Here is a 17,474-nt window from a genome sequence, read left to right on the forward strand (position 1 = left end):
GCCGCCGCCCCGGTCATGAACGACGCCTTCCACGGCGTCGAGACCGAGCTAGGTGTCGTGGCCGCTTGCCGACTGACCGGCCGCTCCCGCGCCACCCACTACCGCCGGCTGCGGCCACCGGCCGCACCCCGACCCCGCACGGCCGGCGCCCAGCCGTCCGCCCTGAGCGCCGAAGAGCGCCTGGCCGTAATGGAGTTGATGAACAGCGCCGAGTACGCGGAACTGCCGCCCGCGCAGATCTGGGCCCGCGAGCTGGATGCCGGCCGCTACCACTGCTCGGTCTCCACGATGTACCGGATCCTGCGGGAACACAGCCAAAGCGGTGAACGCCGCCGCCAGGCGACCCACCCTCCCCGGGTGGTGCCGGAACTGGTCGCCACCGGCCCGTCACAGGTCTTCTCCTGGGACATCACCAAGGTCGCCGGACCGACGAAGGGCGTCTGGTACCACGCCTACGTCATCATCGACATCTTCAGCCGGTACATCGCCGGCCACACCGTCGAACGCGCCGAGTCCGCCCAGCGGGCGGAGGAACTGATCCGCGAGACCATCGCCCTCAACGGCATCGTGCCCAACACCGTGCACGCCGACCGCGGCACGTCCATGACCTCCAAGAAGGTGTCCCAGTTGCTGATCGATCTGGGCGTCACCCGGTCGCACTCACGACCCAAGGTCTCCAACGACAACCCTTACAGCGAGGCCCAGTTCAAGACCACGAAGTACATGGCGGACTTCCCGGAAAGGTTCGACTCCCTGGCCCATGCCCGTGAGTGGTTCGAGGCGTTCATCGCCTACTACAACCACGAGCACCGTCACTCCGGCATCGCCTGGCACACCCCCGCCAGCATCCATTTCGGCACCGCCGACGAGGTCCGCGACCAACGGGCCGCCACCCTCGCTCAGGCATACGCACACCACCCCGAACGCTTCGGGCGCCGCCCCCGGCCACCCGAGATACCCCGGACTGCCTGGATCAACGATCCCGCCAAGCGCCGAGAACCAACACCACAAAGCTCATAGCATCACAACTGTCTCACTGGACTTGAAATCTTCCGCGTCGACCTCGACGCACCGCACGATGCGGGCGTCGGCTCCCTCGCCGACGAACCATGCGATGCCCTTGTCTGCCCAGGCCAGGGTGTTGGCGCGGATGCCGCGCTTGTACGAGCCGGTGCCGAGCACCATGTCGTTCTCGATCTGGCCCATCACCTTGAGGCACCACCGCACGGTGGCGTTCGCCGAGATGCCGGTCGGCAGCGACTTGGAGTCGGGCCGTTGGGTGGCGAGGAGCAGTGTGATGCCCAGCGCAGGCCCGCGCTTGACGAGGTCGGTGCAGTGCTCCTCGAACTCGGCTCCGTATTGGGGGTGTTCGAACCACCTCTGGCATTCGTCCACGCCGATGATGATCGGGTGGAGCCCGAGCGACTTGCGGTCGGCAAGTGTGGAGGTGACCTTCGACTCCGGGCAGAGGTCTTTCGGGAGTTCGCGGATGACGCGCGCCCTGCGCCTCAACTCCGCGCGCAACTCGCGCAGATCGGCGAGGGCGTACGCGATGTCGTCCTCTTCCTCGCCGGCCCGGTATCGGTGGGCGACGCGGGCGAGGGGCGACAGGTCGCCGGTGCCCTTGAGGTCGTACGCGTGGATCTCGGCGCGCAGGTCCATGCACGCGATCAGCAGGACCAGGCGCAGGAGGAAGGTCTTGCCCATCCTCGGGACGGCTCCGACGATCCCGGAGACGTACATCAGCGTCTGGCTCACCCAACGTCCGCGCTGGTCGGTTGCGAACGGCTGGGGCTTGAACAGGTCGACCGAACCAGCTTCCAGGAGCGGCCACTTGGGCTGCCGGGTCCGGGACATGTCCTGGTCGCCGACCCACAGCCGCAGTCGCCCGGTGTGCTCGTCCGGGACCGCCTCCGGCCATACGCACCCGAGCGGGCGCCGTAGCCCGCTCGCCAACTTCTCGCGCCGGTCGAGGACATCGGCGACGGTGACGCCGTAAGGGAGGTCGCCCTCGGCGAGCCACCCGGGCCCGTCGCGGGTGATGGGCGCGGTGAAGGCGAAGCCCGGATTACCCTTGGCCTGCCCCTGGTTGATCGCGGGAATGCCGAGAGCGCCGAGCGCACGAAGCACGATGTCGCTCGTGAGCTTGGTCGCCTTCGGGATTTCCACAGCCCTGTGGATGATCGGTGCGTCCTCCGGCTGACCGAGCCGGCCGAAGGCGAGAGTGAGCGCCGCGCCACACGCGGCGACCATCCACGCCGGGCCGAGTAGGTACAGCGCGAGCGCGGTCACCGTGCCGCAGATCGCCGCGAGTGCGCCGACGACCGTACGCCACCGCACCCGGCGGTCCCGCTGCCGCGAGAGCTTCAGGTACTCCTCGACGTCCTCGCGCGTGGCCGCCGCTTGGCGCAGGGGCCCGCCTTCCGCGTCGCCCACCCACCGCAGCGAGCCGCCGACGAACCGGGCGGCGCCGCGGGGTGCTTGCAGGATGAGGCGGAAGGCGTACCAGGGCGCCCGGATCGCGTGATACGCGCTGACGTGGCCGACGTACCCGCCCGCCCACCGTGCCGCGCCGCGGAGTTCGCGTCGCGAGCGGGCCCACGGCGGGACGACGGGGCGGCGCTTCGCACCACGGATGCGGTGGGTGAGACCGGGGCCGGACCGGTCGCTGAGCCTGTCGACCAGGAGCTCGGAGTCGGGTGGAGCTAAGGACGCTTTCGCGGGGTCGTCGTTGAGGTCATGGTTCACTGGCGGTTCCTTCCTGCGCGGAGGCACGCCGGGGCCCGGCCCTACCCGCCAAAGCAGCGGCCGGGCCCCGGTGATGGGGTGGCACGGGGCGAGTGGCCTCAGCGTTCGGCGTTCACCGGACGCGGGCCGCGTTCACGGTCGAGGCGTACGAACACGCTGTGGACGTAGCTCGGGGCGCGGGTGGCGCGGCGGGCGGTCTCGCGGACGGTGAGACCGTCGGTCCAGCCGCGTTCGATGGCCGCCAACGCCTCGGATGTGCCGAGCTTGGCGGGTGAACGGTCGGCAGGACGGACGTCGTCCAGGCGGCTGTTCACCCGCGGGAGTTCGGTGAACAGCGTCCGGGGATACCGGCGAACATTCGCGGTGGCGTGAGCCATCTGGTCGCGGACCTGCCTGGCCAGCGCTGAAGCGGCAGGGTCCGGAGGAGGAGCCCAGGGCGACGGCAGAGCGACCGTCGCGAGGCCGGCCGCGTGGCGGCGGGCTGCGAGTTGGTCGAGCAGCTTGCCGCGCTGAGCGGCATCGGTACCCACGGACGCCTTTGCCACGGCCACGGACAGCCGCCGCGCGGTCCGCCGTCCGCGCCGCTTTTCTCGTCGCGCCGGGCCGATCTCGGCAAGACGGGCGGCCAGCCCCACCGCTCGTACGGTGGCCCGGTCGCGGGTGATCTGAGCGGCGTCGCGGTGCCGTTCCGCGATCCCGAGCCGGGAGAGGAGCCGCTCTCGCAACTCCCTTACGAGCAGGGCCCCGAACCCGTTGGACGATGCCTCCGGCGCGCGATGTCGTAGCTCGATGCCCATCGCGAGGTGCCAGAGCAACGCGGCCAACACGGGACCCACGAAAGCCCGCACGGTGCCGCCGACCGGGCCGGACTCCGCGTACGCGGGGATGATCTGCACTCCCGTGATCACCCAGACGAGCACGCCGGGGACGCCGGGAGCCGAGGTCGGCCCGTTCAGGTTCTGCCGGGCCAGCAACGCGGTTGCAAAGAGGGCGAGTTCAGCTGCTCCGAACATGGCGGTACGCTCGGCCGTACCCGCCATGTCGAGGTAGTCGGCGGCGAACCGCCATGACGTGTCGGCGCTGTAGGCCGTGCAGCCGACGGCCGCCAGGGCAGCGACGCGGATGGCCGGCGTGCCGCGTCGCAGTCGCCGGAGAAGGAGCCATCCGGACCAGGCCGCGACGGTGGCAAAGGCGCAGACGGCTGCCGGGTTGCGGGTGAGGACTATGAGGGCGTTCACGCCGCCTCCCGCACCGGGACCGCCGTACCGCGCAGCAGCTCGGCGCCGCCGAGTCGTACGGCGTACCAGGCGTCCTGCAAGGCGAGGTCGTCGTGTTCGCCCTCGTCCAGCAGCTCGGCAAGCACGTCACGGGCAACCGCCAGGCGGGCGGCCCGTGCGTCCGCAGACTCGCCAGTGCCTGGCGGTCCACGGAACAAGTCCCGGAAGCAACCCGGGAGTTCTCCTAAGTCGAAGTCGCCGCCGCTCTCGCAGCGACGGGTGAACGTACGCATGAACGCTCCTGCTCTGAGTGGTATCGGGAGCCGTGGAACGGCTCAGACGCGGAACCGCCGCGGCGCCGCCAAGCGCGCCGACCAACGGACGACCGCGGTGGCGGCGCTGAAGCCGCCGACTCCGGCCAGGGCGGTCAGCAGCCAGTCGGCGCCGACCTCGCGGGCCGAGTGGCCGGCGACGAAGGCGAAGAGCACGGCGAGGACGTAACCGGCCGCGCGCGCCGCGTTCCTGCGGGGCGTGGCGGGGATGGTCGCCCGGGCGACGAGGTCGAGGTCGCCCGGCTCGGCGAGGTGCAGGTCGGACGCGACCTGGAAGGCGACGAGGGGGCCGTCGGTGTGGCGGGCGAGGCCGGCCACCGTGCCGAGGGCCTGGTCGGTGCGGTCACGGACCACGTCGCCGATTGCGAGGTGCATCGGGTCCCTCCTTGGGGTGGTGGGGACCGCTCATCACGGACGAGCGGTCATGACCTCCGGCACGGCCGCCGGCCGCTCGGGGGCGGCGGCCGTGCCGGGATCAAAAGCACTCGTTCGATCAGGTGCGCGCTGTGGAGTTCTCAAGCGACGGGCGCTGCCTTCAGGTCCGTTGCGCGGGCCCTCCGGGCGCTTCTGTCTCTCGACTCCTCAAGAGAACATGTCCTCATGTCCTCTTTAGGAGTACGCCGCCGACTGTGACACGCGACTCCTTAAGTCGTCAAGACCTCTTGAGGAGTTGTATGCTGAGGCCGCCCGATGATCAGGACGGTGAGCTGTATGGCCAAGGCGTACGAACGGATCGCGGACGATCTACGCGACCGCATCCGTGCAGGTGAGCTGAGTCCTGGCGACCGCCTGCCCTCCGAGACGGCGCTCGCCGACGACTACGGCAAGAGCCTGCCGACCCTGCGTCAGGCACTCGGCCTTCTCCAGGCCGAGGGGCTCATCGAGAAGCAGCACGGCCGCGGCAACTTCGTGCGGCAGGCGCGTACGCAGGTGCTCCGCACGAACCTGCGGCACCAGTGGGAGAAGGACCGCGCTCGGGAGCCCGAGCAGCAGCGGAAGAAGACCGGCGCGACGGAGCACGACACCGGACTTGGCGTGGATGACCTGGTCTTCCACGCGTCATACGAACAGGTAGAAGCCGGTGCGGAGCTGGCCGAGATCTTCGATGTGCCGGTCGGCACGATCATGGTGGAGCGCACCTACCGCACCCGGTACCGCGCCGAGGACCACCCCTTCAGCCTCGTCGACTCCTACCTCGTCCGCGACGTGGTCAGTGCGAACCCCGAGCTCCTGGACGCCGCCAACGAACCCTGGCCGGGCGGTACGCAGAGTCAACTCCACTCGATCGGAATCGAGTTGGACCGGGTCGAGGAGCGCATCCTCGCCCGCCCGCCGTCCCCCGATGAGGCCGAGGAACTGGGCCTGCCGCCGGGCGCCTCGCTGATCGTCCTCGGCAAGACCTCCTACGACACCACCGGCCGCGTGGTCGAGCACTCCTTCGTCCGGCTGCCGGGGGACCGCACCGTCATGACGTACACCACCCCCCTGGAAAGGTGGTGACCGCCGTGGCGGACCGCCGCATCGACGTCATCACCGCCGTCCACGCACCCTCCGCGCCCTACCTCGCGGACGCCTACAAGTCCCTGTGCGTCCAGGAGTTGCCGGACGGCTGGGAGTGGCACTGGGTCATCCAGGAGGACGGCCGCAGTGATGCTGTACGGCCCCACGTCCCGGACGACCCCCGGGTCACCTTCCACCAGGGCCGGCCCGGCGGTCCCGGCGTCGCCCGCACGATCGCCCTCGCGTACGCCTCCGGCCCCTACGTCAAAGTCCTCGACGCCGACGACCAGTTGACCCCGGGCGCCCTCGCCCGCGACCTGGCCCTCCTGGAGGACGACCCCCACCTCGGCTGGGCCACCTCCCGCGTCCTCGACCTTCTCCCCGACGGCTCCACCGCCGGCTTCGACGGTGACCCGGAGGACGGCCCGATCGCCCGCGGTGCCGTCGTCGACTACTGGAAGGCGAACGGTTTCCGCGCCCAGGTCCACCCGGCGACCCTCTTCGTCCGCCGAGACCTGCTTCTGGCGTTGGGCGGTTGGATGGCCCTCCCGGCTTCCGAGGACACCGGCCTGTTGCTGGCCCTGAACACGGTCGCGCCCGGCCACTTCACCCGCGAATACGGCCTCTTCTACCGCAAGTGGCCCGGCCAGGCCACGGCCCAGGCCAGCCACACAGACGACGCCGAACGCGAAGCCCGGATGGCCGTGATCGCTGGTCGAGCGGAATCGCTCTCACTTGCGGGATGGTCTTTTCCGAGGTGATGGTTTCATCGGGACTTTCGGATCATGAGCTGGATTTGTTGCTGTATGAGCGCCATGGCTGCGGCCTTGTCGGGTACGCCCGGGTTGTAGGTTTTGACGTAGACGAACATCTCGCCTAGCGTTGCTCCTATTCTTGTTTCTGCTTTCTTAACCGAGTCGAGTTTGGTCGACGTGGCACCCTCCCCGTCAACGGCTGGATCGGCGAAAGTGACCGTAGGTTCTGATTCACGCTTCCAATTAGTGGCCATGCTCTGATATTCGTAGCGAGCTTCGCCTGCGGTTGAGAATCTCACCAGCCAGATCTCTGACTCAAGTCCGTCGGATGTCATCCAGCCTCGGCAGTACGACGTCACGAACCCGTTCTTAGCCAGGAACGACCGCTCGGAGGGCTGGTAGTTTCTCTGATATACATGTTTGACGAACTCATCGACATCCATATATCCAGTATTTTTGACAGGCCAGCGAGTGACGCCTGTGGGATAAGGGAGCGCTGCGCTGGCCAGAGAAGCGGTCGTACTGGCGGGATGCGTGTTTTGATTCTTGCTCGGCGAGATTTTCGATGAAGTCGTACTCGCGGACGGCTTCGCCCGGCTGGACGGTTGACTTTCGCTTCGGCCACCGGAGCATGAGGAAAGAATTCCTATGAGGAGTAATCCCGTTATGGCGCGTAGGCGCTGAGATTGCACGCGCGACTCCATCGGTATGTGATTCCAGTGCTTGAGTTCGGTCAGTTCGGCTGAGGTGCTTCGGTTGCTGCCTATGACAGCGCGAGTCGGCCTGTCAGGAAATCCCGACTACGCCACCCACTTGACTAGTTACTGGTCAGGCTAGGGGTAACCGGGACCTCGTAGACCACTTCGCACAGGTTTGCCGGCACCACGATGTCCGCGGTCTCGACCGGGCGGCCGTCCTCCGCGTAGTAGGTGCGCTGGATGTGCGTGGCCAGGGTGCCCTTCTGGACGCCGAGGAGGGCCGCTTCCTCGGCGGTCACGACCCGCGGTGAGGGTTGCTCCACCGCCCGGGTGACCGTCACCCCGATCTCGGCCATGCGGCGGACGACGCCGAGCCCTGCGTACGGCCCGCCCTCGGGGAGGACGATCAGCGTCCCCGCCGTGAGGGCGTACGGCTCCCAACTCATGGAGAGCTGGGCGGGCTTGCCGTCGGCGAGGAATTCGTAGGCCGTGCGGACGCACAAGTCGCCCTCGGCGAGGCCGAGTCGAGCCGCGATGTCGGCCGGGGCCGGCACCTTGGCGTCGGTGCGGCTCTCCCAACTGCCGCGCCTGCCCAGGGCCGCCATGTCGGACTGGAAGGGCGAGCCGCCGGTCTGCTCGCGGTAGAGGGAACGGACGATCCTCAACTTCTCGCGCGGCGCGGCCACGTAGGTGCCGGAGCCGGCGCGGCCTTCGAGGGTGCCCACGGAGATCAGCAGTTCCTGGGCGCGGCGGATGACGTTGTCGCCGACGCCGTACGCGGCGGCGAGGTCGGCGCGCGAGGGCAGGCGGTCGCCCGGGGTCCACTCCTGGTCGGCGATGCGCTGGCGGAGGGCGTCCGCGATCCGGAGATACGGCGGCTGATCAGGCATGTGGACAATCTAGTCCACTAGCTCTAATCTAGTGAACTAGCTTCACTGAGAGTGCTTGGTTGGCAACGGAGGACCGTCTTGTGCCCCCACCCGAAGCACGCATTGCCGATATCTGCGCGCGCCTGGTTGCCCTGGGTCTGAGGCCCGAACGGACGGACGGCGGCGATCACACGCGGTTCGAGGCGCGGGTGCCGTCGGACTTCCCCACGGGGAGTTGGCGGGAGCTTCTGGCGGTCCTCGAAACAGCCGACCGGTTCGGCTTTGCCGACAGCACCTCGCGCGGACGCCAGTTGTGGGCGGTCGTGCGGACAGACCCCGGCGCGGCACGGCACGTCACGCCTCGCCGGGAACGCCCTGAACCGTAGGAGCTGATCCAATGACCCATCTCTTCAGCCGAGTTGCCGCGTGGATCGCGCGGCAGCTCTTCCCGCCCGCCGGACGGCACAGGCAACTGCCCTTTCCGTGCGTCACGTTGGCGCCGATTGCCGTGTCGTCCTCCGCCGGTTCGGCCTTCCGCACGGGGCAAGCCGCTCCGCGCTGGAGTCTCATCCGCGCCGAGGAGATCGCGCTCGTCCGGCCGTATGTCCTCGCTGCCGAACGCCAACGCCAACGCCAACGCCGAGGCGGGTGTGGTTGCGGGCCTCGACTTGCGGCCACAGCGTGAGCGCGCGCCACCAGGTCGTCGCCGACGACCTGCGCCGACTGATCATCGCGGGGGAGTACGCCGTGGGGGAGCGGCTTCCCCCTGAGACGCGGCTCGCCGCGCGGTACCACGTCAGTACGCCGACCCTCCGCGATGCGCTGGAAGTGTTGCGAGCGGAGGGCCTGGTCGCGAAGTTCCAGGGCCGCGGCAACTTCGTCTGCCGGCCGGCCGTACGTCTTACGTACCCCGTCGGCACCGGCACCGGTCCCCTTGACGTCATCGTCAGCGCCGTCGACCGTAAGGCGACCAGCGAACTCGCCGCCCACCTGGGCGGATCGCCCGACGAACCGATCACCGAGTACGTGTGCCTCAGCCACCGGGAGGAAGCGCCGCAAGCCCTCGCGCACGTCCATGTGCCGCACGCGGTGTCGGGCGGCCGGGCGCTTCCGGCCGGCTCCTCGCCCTGGGGCGACGACATCGTCGACGGCCTCGCGGTCGCGTCGGCGGCCGGCGGTTCGGGGGTGAGTAGCTTCGACCAGGTCACCGCCCGGTTCCCCACCGGTGCGGAAGCACAGTCGTTGCGTATCACCGCTCGTACGCCGGTGCTCGCGATCCACCGGACGGTCATGGCCGACGACGGCCGAACGGTCGCCTGCGTCCACGTGGTACTGCCCGGCGATCGTGCCGAAGTCGCTTTCACCGTAGGGCCGGTAGGGGCCCCGACGGCCGATGAGAAGGAGGCGACGCGATGATGCGGCTCCTGCCGTGGCTGGGCGTCGATGGGAAGCCGTGTTTCTTGGACACCGACGCCGACGGCTCGTCGTTCCTGTCCCGGCTCGCGGACAACTTGGAAGCGGTCCAACTCGGCATGAGCAGGGAGCTGCTGGAGAACGTGCGGAAGTACACGGGCGAACGGGTGCCGCCCGAGAGCGACTTGCGTGCGATGGTCTCCCACCTGTGCATGGCCCTCGCGGACGTGCTGCGCGTGGCGGAGAGCCGCGGGGAGCGGGTTCCGCCGCCGGATGAGGACGACGAGGCCGACGCCGTACGGCTGTCCCAGGCCGTCCAGTCCTTCACCGACCGCGCGATCGATCGGTGGAACGCGTCCTGAGCGCGGCTCTCCTGCTGAGTCAGCGGCTTCCCTCTCGCACCGCCACACCTCGACCATGGAAAGGCACTTCGAACGATGAGCATCGGCGCTACGGCTGCCTCGTTATGCACGACGGACCAGCCACGTACGTGGAAGATCACCACGACCAACGGCATCACCGCGCACGGCTACCTCCCCTACTGGGCGGAGGACGACCCCAGCGAGACCGGTCTCGACCCGGAGAGTCTTCACGTCACGCTGGTCGACGTCGGGCACCGCAGTGCCTTCCGAGGCGTGACCTTGACGGCCTTCACCCGTGAGGGCGGCGCCCGTCGAGCCCAAGAGATCGAGTCCTTTCACGGCGAGATCGCGTGCCACCCGTATTCCGACTCCGAAGCGCCCGATGAGTCCGTTGTGCCGGTCGTCAACGTCCAGGTCGGGCCCGACTGTTGGGTGATCGGTCTGGAGCCGGTCGCCCTCGCCGAGTTGGCCGCGAAGCTGCGTACCCACGCCGACTACCTCGAAGGTGACGTACTGCCCCGGCTCGTCGCCGCTCGGGAGGATTGGGCCGTTCACCACTGCGAGGACACGCAGCGGTCCTGAGAGCCGCGCCATCGCGCCCAGGGCGCGGAACTGTCCTATCCCGTGCGGACGCGAGCATCGCAGCGGCCTGTCCGATCGGAGCAGGAGCAGGAACTTGCGCCTGAACCGCCAGCGCCTCCCTCGCACTCACCCGCGCCGAAGCCGGCCTCCCGGCTCGTCATCGGCCACCGGGCAGCGCTGCCCGTCCGCCGCCACCACGTTCCATCCCGGCGAGGTGGCGGCGGGCGGATGCACCGTAATCACTCACCCCGTAAGGAGCTTTGTCATGGCCAATCCCGGCCACTTCGCGGCGAAGAAGCTGGACACCACGCTGTCTGCGCGAGCGCTGTACGGCGCGGAGTTGCGGCACTACCGGGAGCGGAAGGGGCTGACCCTCGCGGAGTTGGCGGCCAGGCTGCACATCGACATGTCCTTCCTCGCCCGGATCGAGCAGGGAGAGCGACGACTGCCCGACGAGTTGGCCGGCCCCCTGGACCGACTCCTCGACACCGGTGGCTTCTTCGAGCGCAACCTCGAAGCCGCCCGCTCCGCCCCGAGGCCGGCCAGTCGCACCCCGCTTGCCGAGTGGGAACGGCTCGCCGTCGCCATTCATGAGTGGGACGCCGCGCTCATCCCCGGTCTGCTCCAGACCGACGCCTATGCTCTGGCCGCCGCCGACGCCTACCGGCACGTACTCTCCGACCGTGTCCAACGCCACCGCTGGGAGGCGCGGTTGTCGCGCACGCCCGTCCTTCTCGACGCGCACGGACCTCGTTACGCCGCCGTCCTCGGCGAAACCGCCCTCCGCCGACCGCTCGGCGGCCCCGCCGCCATGGCCGTACAACTCGACCACCTCGCCGCGCTCGTCCGCAGCGAGCGCGTCACGCTCAACGTCCTGCCCTTCGCCGCCACCCCGCATCCGACCGCCATGGACGGTGCGCTGCGCGTCATGACGTTCGCTGACGAGAGCCCAGCCGTCCACTTCACCAGCCACCACACCGGCGCCCACGGCACGGAGCCCGGAACCACGGCACTCGCCCACCTCACCTACGACCTGCTGCTGGCCGCAGCCCTGCCCCCGGACGCCTCCCTCGCTGCGATCGAGGCGGCGGCCAACGCGTACCGGGCGGAAGCGGCAGGCGAGCAGGCAACTGACGCTTCCGCCAAGGCCGAGGAGCGTCCGATCCGTCGTGCGGGGAAGCGCGCCGGCGTGGTGCGAACCGTTGGGTGACGGCTGCGGGCCTGCACTATGGATCAGGCCGGAGACTGCGTCTCCGAGCGTCCCAACAGGTTGCCGATCGTCGTCACGCGCCATCGTCCGTACAGGCGCTGATCACGGGATCGGAGCCGGTGGGCAGTAGTTCAAGCACCAGCGCCATCGCCTCCTCCGCGGTGTCGACTTCACCGATTACGGCGAAGGGATCGCGTCGGCGCACGGTGAACCGTCCATTGTGCCGGGGTTCGATCGATCCGGCCTGCACGGACCAGGGGTAGCTGGTGGAACTGCTGAAGAGAAGGGTGAAGTGGCTGGTGAACGGGAACAGCCGCCGGAGTCGTGGTTGAGCGGCAGCGGCGTCCAGGAGAGGGACGATGCCCGGATATGGGCGCCCGGGTGAGCGGACCTGGTGGGCGGCGTAGCGCCCTTGCCAGGCGAGTCGTAGAGACTGCCAACGCGCGTCGACAGTGTCAGCGGGCCCGCGACTGCGTGCTGCGGCCATGTCCGGAAGAACTGGTCTCGGAGGCATGGACTGCTGCTGATCGAAAACCTCACTGTTGGCGTCCACAGCCATAGTGTCGCGGCTGGAGTCTGCCAGCGGCAGCCCGGAGAGCAAGGACCGCAGCCGGGTGAGGACGCGTGTCCGGGAGAGCCGGAACGATGCCCTTCCGTCCTGTTCTCCTACGGTCGGGCCCCACTAGGGCCTGTCCGGCGGATCATGGTTGATGCCATGGTGGTTGTGTGAGCTACAGCCTCTTCCTGATCCGGTTCGAGCATGGCGAAGCAGCTGTCATGGATGGTGCGCTGTTCGACGAGGTGATCGGGCCGTGCGTCGTGAAGCGTGAGCCGGAGCACGGCTTTGTACTCGTCCGGGCGGCGGATGGGGGCGAGGCCGACATCTACGCGAGGACGTCCGGAACAGAGTCGGGCCTGACCAGCGTGATGATCAGCTACTTCAGTCCCGGGCTGGTCCTCGACGTGATCGCGCGCCTGGCGCAACAGCTTGAGGCTGCGGTCGTGCTTCAGGAGGGCGTCGCCCTCGTCCATACGAGCGGGCGCCTGGAGGACCTGCCGGAGGATCTTAGGTCTGACGCGGAGGTCGTTAACCTGACCGGGACCGCGATCCAGGTGGCGATCGATCGCGTCTGATCCTGGCCTCGGATCAGCTTCTGAGCCAGAGGCGGATGGAGGCCAGCGTGACGGTGCCTGTGAAAACGTAGGCGCGCTTGTCGTAGCGGGTGGCCACGGCCCTGGATTGCTTGAGCTGGTTGATCGTGCGCTCGACCTCGTTGCGCCGCTTGTACATCTCCTTGTCGAACCCTGCCGGCCTGCCGCCCCGGCCACCTCGGCGTCGACGGTTGGCCCGCTGGTCCTTCGGCTCGGGAATGGTGTGCCTGATCTGGCGTCTGCGCAGATAGCGCCGGTTCCGGCGGGAGCTGTAGGCCTTATCGCCGCCGAGGTAGTCGGGGCGGGTGCGTGGGTGCCCGCCGCCTGGCCGCTTGACCCGGATCTGTTCGAGCACGGGGATCAGCTGCGGGCTGTCCCCCCACTGGCCGGGCGTGATGAGCAGTGCCAGCGGCCGGCGTCCGCCTTCGCCGGCGAGGTGAATTTTGCAGGTCAGGCCGCCCCGGGAGCGTCCGAGTCCTTCGTCGGGACGGTGCTGCCGAGGCGTTGATCTTTTTTCGGGACCCGTGGTGTTCTCCGCGGGGCCCCGGCCGCATGCTGGTGGGCCCGGCACGAGGTCGAGTCCACGCTGACCATGCTCCAGTCCACCCGACCGTGGGCGTCGGCGTCGGTCAAGACCGCCTGGAGGACCCGGTCCCAGGTGCCGTCCGCGGACCAGCGGCGATGCCGCTCGTAGACGGTTTTCCAGCTCCCGAACCGCTCGGGCAGGTCACGCCACGGCACTCCGGTGCGAACCCGGTACAGGATGCCGTTGATCACCCGACGGTGATCAGACCATCGTCCGCCCCGGGCATCGGACTTCGGCAGATGCGGCTCAAGCCGCATCCACTCGTCGTTCGTCAGATCTCCCCGCCCCACGACCAGAACAACGATCCCATCGTCGGACGGTCACATGATCCGCCGGACAGGCCCTAGACCACGATCAAGCACGAGAGCTCGCGATCGCCTCGTCCAAACCTCGAATTAGATGTGGCGGTCGCTCCCTGAGTTGATGAAGCGTCAGCACGCCAAATAGGCGCGGAAGCTATGCCGCATCAGCAATCGCCGACGGGATAACCGATTTCGGCAACACGACAGTCACCCTGATCTATACCTCTGGATGAATCTTGACTACTCCGCTGGATATCTGGCCACTCTCCGTTCCTATAGCCAGAACGATATTGCCGCCGACAGCCGCAGAAGCCACGGACGTCCCCTCGGCAAGGATGCCACAGAGTTGACCCGAGACCGGATCCCAACACCGAACAGTCCCGTCTTCACCACAGGTAACAGGTAGAAGTTTGCCCGAAATTCCAACTAGCGCCATACTCGATACGCCTTGGCCGGTTGCAATAGGACGTCCAACCTGCTTCCCTGTCGTTACATCGCGGCAATGCAGAGTTCCTTGTTCGTCTGCGATGAACACGAGCGGGCTTGACCCGAAGACGTCGCTGCCGACGCGCAGCAAGCTGATCCCGTCGTCGAATTCAAGTGGCTCTCCTATCAAGAGCCCACTTCCTGCCTCGCACCGGTAAACAAGACCGAGTTCGTCACCGGAAACGATCATCGCACGAGATGTTCCGCAAAATGACACAGCAACGGCCGTTGCCGTCGAATCATGGCGATAAAGCGGATCGCCGCGAGTTTCGCCCGTCCACGGGTCGAACCGGTAGATACGTCCATCTTGGCCTGAACTCACGAGATATGGTCGCAGTCCAGGGATATGAACTATCGCGACGCCCCTCATGGTCTTGCCCCATGCCGCATCTCCATCCGGCAATCGTAGGCCGGTGCTCCCGTCCCATCGATAGATTCCGCTTAGAGTGGCGCCCGCGATAATAGGCACCTCTCCGCGAATCGTGATTGCGGCGAGTTGAAATACACCTTCATTGACGATAGTCGACTCGGAGTAACGCCAGTTCAGAGCAAACGAACGCAAATCCCATGAGCAGAGATATGCATCCCCGTCTACGGCGCTCGAAAGCAGCACCTTCGTGTCAGAGTCGGAAATATCGAATGCGAGCGGCCACACTGCCCCGCCATGCGCGTCTATACCATCTTTCAGCACCACATACTCCACCGAGGGAGCCGCCATAATTTACGCCCTATCGGTCCAGATCAGGTCAGCAGCTTATTCCATTGTGCCAATTTTAGCATATGGCCTCATTCCTCTTCGTATCCGTCGTTAGATCCACTTCCCGCCGCATTCCCGCCGAGCAGCCCTTGCTCCAACGACCTTTGAACAACTTCAAAAGTGCGCCCGGTGCCAACGACTTCCCGGAGGTTATCTACGTTATTTTTATTGAGTACAAAATTTCCCACCCTTCCGTTGGAATCCTCTGGAGTTACCACGTGATCGGAGCCCTCGAATATTCGATGATCCTCTTCGCAATTCTCGTCGCATATATGAACATGCTGTATCGCGTTATCGACGTCCCCCATCTCCCCACCCAGCACACGCTCCTGGTCTCCGCCCGTGTTCTCACGGAACAAGCGTGCCGCATTTTCCGCATGCGCCTTAAATCTTGTCGATTTAAAGACGGGAATTTTCAATTTTGCCATCCGGGCGTAAAAATTCTTGTCATTCAACTGAGCACTAGTGAACACGACGACTCGCGGCAAGACAACATCGCCATTTTTCACCTCCACCTGAGCGATCAGGATACTTCCGTTCGAATACGCGCCCCATCCTTTCGCCTTGAGGTATGAGCCAACCTCCTGAACCGTCTGGAGATATTTTACGCGAGCGCCTTCGGCAACGATAGAACCTGTTGAATCGTTCGTTATGCTCTCGTAGGTAACATCATTTTCCTGCTCATATCCTGGCCCGTCTTCGTCATTGTCCAGCCCACCGCTCTTCCTTCCCGGCTTGCTGGGCTTTCCCGTAGGCTCACTTGACTTTGGGGGTGTAGGACAAGATGGGCCGCTCTCGCCGCACTCGAGCATTTGGCCAGCGGGGTCGCTGCTGTCGACGGGGGTGTTGTCGGCATATGCGTAGCCGTTCCACTGTTGCGGGTCCGTGGTGTTGCGGAGGGGGTCGGGGTTGAGGAATCGGCCGAGGGTGGGGTTGTATTCGCGGGCGCCGAGGTTGGTGAGGCCGGTGGTGGGGTCTGTGGTGCCGCCAACGTAGCCCTTGTCGGTGGGCCAGGTGGTGGGTGTGGGGGTGCGGGTGTCGCCGAAGGGGGTGTAGGCGCGGCGGGTGACGGTGAGGGTGTCGGCGGTGATGTCGGTTGTGGAGGTGCCCTGTGGGTCGGCGAGTTGGTAGTCGAGATGGCTTCCGGTGGTGCCGGCCTCGGCGCTGCGGATGGTGGTGGGGGCGCCGGCTACGCCGTAGCTGCGGTTGCTGGCGGTGACGGACCCGTCGTTGTTGAGGGTGATCTCGTCGGAGCCGAGGTAGATGGTGGTTGTGCTGTCGTCGGTGTGTGCGGTGAGGTTGCCGTCGGCGTCGTAGTGGTAGCCGGTGGTGTGCGTGGGCTTCGCGGTGGGCCCGGTGGTGAGGCTGCTCAGGTCGCCTTGGGTGTCCCAGGTGAGGTTCTGGTCCTGGTCGGTTTGGGGCTGGCCGGCTTTGGTGGTGGCGACGGTGGTGACGGTGTGGACGGCGTGGGTGTGGCCGGTGGTGTCGTAGACCTCGCTGGTGGAGACGTCCTTGGCGGTGTCGCCGGTGGTGTCGTGGACGGTCTTGGAGGTGCGGTTGCCGGTCAGGTCGTAGCCGTAGGACTCCCAGTACGGGGCGGGGCCGCCGAGGTTGGCCGGGTCGGGGGTGGTGTGGTCGCAGCCCCCGATGCCGGGGACGGTGGGTGTGGCGGCGGTGTGGGTGGCGCCGGTGTCGGTCCAGGCTTTGGTGAGGCGGGCGAGGTTGTCGTAGCTGTAGCACTGGGTGTCGGTGTTGGCGGTGCCGCCGGCGTCTTGGACGTCGCTGGTCGAGGTGATCTGTCCGGCTTGGTTGTAGGTGTAGTCGACGTTGTCGACTGCGGTGGTGGCGGCGGTGCCGTCGGAGTCCTCTTCCCGGTCGTTGGCGTAGCTGAGCAGGTGGCCGGTGGCCATGTCCCAGTTGTCGGTGGTGACGACCTGCTTGGGTTCGAGGCCTTGGGTGGTGCGCTCGATCTGGCCGAGAGGGGAGTAGTCGATCCAGCTTGTGTAGGCGTCGGTGCCGCCGACACCGACGGGCAGTCCCACCCCGTTGCAGCCGTAGTAGAGGGTCTCGTCCGGGAGCAGGCTTCCGGTGCCGGTGGTGGAGATCTTCGAGGTCGCCAGCAGGTCCTGGAGGTCGCTGTAGGTGTTCGATGTGGAGTAGGTGATGGCTGCGGTGTTGCCGTACGCACCGGCTGAGATGCTGGTGGTGGTACCGGACGGCTGGTAGGCGGTGGTGTATCCAGTGACGGTGCTGGTGTAGGCGACCTTGCCGTTCTCGTAGGCGGTCACCGAGGTGGGCTGGCCCTTCACCACATCGTCATAAGTGCGGGATGTCAGCGGGACACTCTTGCCCGCAACGGCATCCCAGCCACTGGTACCGGTGATCCGCCCCACCACGTCATACCAACCGGCCGCAACCGGAACCAAAGCCGCAGCACGCACCCAGGCTGCCCCGGCCGACGACACTCCCAGCAGCGACGACACCGGGAGCAGTCCGGGCCCTGGC

At 67.1% G+C, this 17,474-nt stretch carries 17 protein-coding genes and 1 pseudogene; 8 read left to right on the forward strand and 10 right to left on the reverse strand.

Annotation, left to right across the window (positions count from 1 at the left end; genetic code table 11):
• The first annotated feature begins 15 nt into the window (after positions 1–15).
• Positions 16–1,020: a DDE-type integrase/transposase/recombinase gene (locus OG370_RS25040; RefSeq protein ID WP_328467945.1), complete on the forward strand. Its 1,005-nt coding sequence runs from the start codon at positions 16–18 to the stop codon at positions 1,018–1,020.
• Here the strand turns inward: OG370_RS25040 and OG370_RS25045 are convergent.
• The 4 genes and pseudogenes from OG370_RS25045 to OG370_RS25060 all read right to left on the reverse strand — a co-directional run bounded on the left by OG370_RS25045 (position 1,015) and on the right by OG370_RS25060 (position 4,672).
• On the reverse strand, positions 1,015–2,748 hold the full coding sequence (locus OG370_RS25045) for a cell division protein FtsK (protein WP_328467947.1): 1,734 nt from the start codon (positions 2,746–2,748) through the stop codon (positions 1,015–1,017). The two genes, OG370_RS25040 and OG370_RS25045, sit on opposite strands and share 6 nt — an antisense overlap.
• Positions 2,749–3,149: 401 nt before the next feature.
• Positions 3,150–3,974, reverse strand: a pseudogene (locus OG370_RS25050) (hypothetical protein); the annotation flags it as partial.
• 8 nt (positions 3,975–3,982) lie between these two features.
• Positions 3,983–4,111 (reverse strand): hypothetical protein, encoded by a 129-nt coding sequence (locus OG370_RS25055; protein ID WP_328467951.1) that lies wholly within the window; start codon positions 4,109–4,111, stop codon positions 3,983–3,985.
• A gap of 189 nt (positions 4,112–4,300) precedes the next feature.
• Positions 4,301–4,672 (reverse strand): hypothetical protein, encoded by a 372-nt coding sequence (locus OG370_RS25060; protein WP_328467953.1) that lies wholly within the window; start codon positions 4,670–4,672, stop codon positions 4,301–4,303.
• Between the two features lie 336 nt (positions 4,673–5,008).
• Here OG370_RS25060 and OG370_RS25065 point away from each other — a divergent pair, with 336 nt between their 5' ends.
• Together OG370_RS25065 and OG370_RS25070 are read left to right on the forward strand one after the other, a co-directional pair.
• Complete coding sequence (locus OG370_RS25065) at positions 5,009–5,797, forward strand: GntR family transcriptional regulator (RefSeq protein WP_328474394.1); 789 nt, start codon at positions 5,009–5,011, stop codon at positions 5,795–5,797.
• Entirely contained in the window at positions 5,794–6,558 is a 765-nt protein-coding gene (locus OG370_RS25070; RefSeq protein ID WP_328467955.1) for a glycosyltransferase family 2 protein, read from the forward strand. The genes OG370_RS25065 and OG370_RS25070 overlap by 4 nt, the downstream gene beginning before the upstream one ends.
• Before the next feature lie 5 nt (positions 6,559–6,563).
• Here OG370_RS25070 and OG370_RS25075 read toward each other — a convergent pair whose 3' ends face one another.
• Together OG370_RS25075 and OG370_RS25080 are read right to left on the reverse strand one after the other, a co-directional pair.
• Entirely contained in the window at positions 6,564–6,995 is a 432-nt protein-coding gene (locus OG370_RS25075; protein ID WP_328467957.1) for a hypothetical protein, read from the reverse strand.
• A gap of 374 nt (positions 6,996–7,369) precedes the next feature.
• On the reverse strand, positions 7,370–8,140 hold the full coding sequence (locus tag OG370_RS25080) for a GntR family transcriptional regulator (protein ID WP_328467959.1): 771 nt from the start codon (positions 8,138–8,140) through the stop codon (positions 7,370–7,372).
• A gap of 660 nt (positions 8,141–8,800) precedes the next feature.
• On the opposite strand from OG370_RS25080, the gene OG370_RS25085 reads away from it, so the two are divergent.
• The 4 genes from OG370_RS25085 to OG370_RS25100 all read left to right on the forward strand — a co-directional run bounded on the left by OG370_RS25085 (position 8,801) and on the right by OG370_RS25100 (position 11,686).
• Positions 8,801–9,535 carry a GntR family transcriptional regulator gene (locus tag OG370_RS25085; RefSeq protein ID WP_328467961.1) on the forward strand — a complete coding sequence of 245 codons (735 nt, stop codon included), beginning with the start codon at positions 8,801–8,803 and terminating at the stop codon, positions 9,533–9,535.
• On the forward strand, positions 9,532–9,894 hold the full coding sequence (locus tag OG370_RS25090; RefSeq protein WP_328467963.1) for a hypothetical protein: 363 nt from the start codon (positions 9,532–9,534) through the stop codon (positions 9,892–9,894). The genes OG370_RS25085 and OG370_RS25090 overlap by 4 nt, the downstream gene beginning before the upstream one ends.
• Positions 9,895–9,969: 75 nt before the next feature.
• Entirely contained in the window at positions 9,970–10,476 is a 507-nt protein-coding gene (locus OG370_RS25095) for a DUF6907 domain-containing protein (protein ID WP_328467965.1), read from the forward strand.
• A gap of 265 nt (positions 10,477–10,741) precedes the next feature.
• Positions 10,742–11,686 (forward strand): helix-turn-helix domain-containing protein, encoded by a 945-nt coding sequence (locus OG370_RS25100; protein ID WP_328467967.1) that lies wholly within the window; start codon positions 10,742–10,744, stop codon positions 11,684–11,686.
• A gap of 73 nt (positions 11,687–11,759) precedes the next feature.
• On the opposite strand, the gene OG370_RS25105 is transcribed toward OG370_RS25100, so the two are convergent.
• Entirely contained in the window at positions 11,760–12,239 is a 480-nt protein-coding gene (locus OG370_RS25105) for a DUF6193 family natural product biosynthesis protein (protein WP_328467969.1), read from the reverse strand.
• Positions 12,240–12,412: 173 nt separating this feature from the next.
• On the opposite strand from OG370_RS25105, the gene OG370_RS25110 reads away from it, so the two are divergent.
• Positions 12,413–12,820 (forward strand): hypothetical protein, encoded by a 408-nt coding sequence (locus OG370_RS25110; protein ID WP_328467971.1) that lies wholly within the window; start codon positions 12,413–12,415, stop codon positions 12,818–12,820.
• 13 nt (positions 12,821–12,833) lie between these two features.
• Here OG370_RS25110 and OG370_RS25115 read toward each other — a convergent pair.
• From OG370_RS25115 to OG370_RS25125, 3 genes are all read right to left on the reverse strand, one after another.
• A protein-coding gene (locus tag OG370_RS25115; protein WP_443060738.1) for an IS5 family transposase occupies positions 12,834–13,714 on the reverse strand; the annotation gives its coding sequence in 2 pieces (ribosomal slippage) (positions 12,834–13,354 and positions 13,354–13,714; 882 coding nt in all).
• A 229-nt stretch (positions 13,715–13,943) separates the two neighbouring features.
• Positions 13,944–14,915: a WD40 repeat domain-containing protein gene (locus OG370_RS25120; protein WP_328467975.1), complete on the reverse strand. Its 972-nt coding sequence runs from the start codon at positions 14,913–14,915 to the stop codon at positions 13,944–13,946.
• Between the two features lie 83 nt (positions 14,916–14,998).
• Positions 14,999–17,452: an RHS repeat-associated core domain-containing protein gene (locus tag OG370_RS25125; protein WP_328467977.1), complete on the reverse strand. Its 2,454-nt coding sequence runs from the start codon at positions 17,450–17,452 to the stop codon at positions 14,999–15,001.
• Between the last annotated feature and the right edge of the window lie 22 nt (positions 17,453–17,474).

The organism is Streptomyces sp. NBC_00448 (assembly GCF_036014115.1).
Classification (GTDB): domain Bacteria; phylum Actinomycetota; class Actinomycetes; order Streptomycetales; family Streptomycetaceae; genus Actinacidiphila.

What these genes read in the sequence shown, in the direction of transcription:
- OG370_RS25095 (WP_328467965.1), top strand. Translation starts at nt 9,970, where the DNA reads ATGAGCATCGGCGCTACGGCTGCCTCGTTATGCACGACGGACCAGCCA.
- OG370_RS25040 (WP_328467945.1), top strand. Translation starts at nt 16, where the DNA reads ATGAACGACGCCTTCCACGGCGTCGAGACCGAGCTAGGTGTCGTGGCC.
- OG370_RS25075 (WP_328467957.1), bottom strand. Translation starts at nt 6,995, where the DNA reads ATGGATGTCGATGAGTTCGTCAAACATGTATATCAGAGAAACTACCAG.
- OG370_RS25060 (WP_328467953.1), bottom strand. Translation starts at nt 4,672, where the DNA reads ATGCACCTCGCAATCGGCGACGTGGTCCGTGACCGCACCGACCAGGCC.
- OG370_RS25080 (WP_328467959.1), bottom strand. Translation starts at nt 8,140, where the DNA reads ATGCCTGATCAGCCGCCGTATCTCCGGATCGCGGACGCCCTCCGCCAG.
- OG370_RS25065 (WP_328474394.1), top strand. Translation starts at nt 5,009, where the DNA reads ATGGCCAAGGCGTACGAACGGATCGCGGACGATCTACGCGACCGCATC.
- OG370_RS25090 (WP_328467963.1), top strand. Translation starts at nt 9,532, where the DNA reads ATGATGCGGCTCCTGCCGTGGCTGGGCGTCGATGGGAAGCCGTGTTTC.
- OG370_RS25100 (WP_328467967.1), top strand. Translation starts at nt 10,742, where the DNA reads ATGGCCAATCCCGGCCACTTCGCGGCGAAGAAGCTGGACACCACGCTG.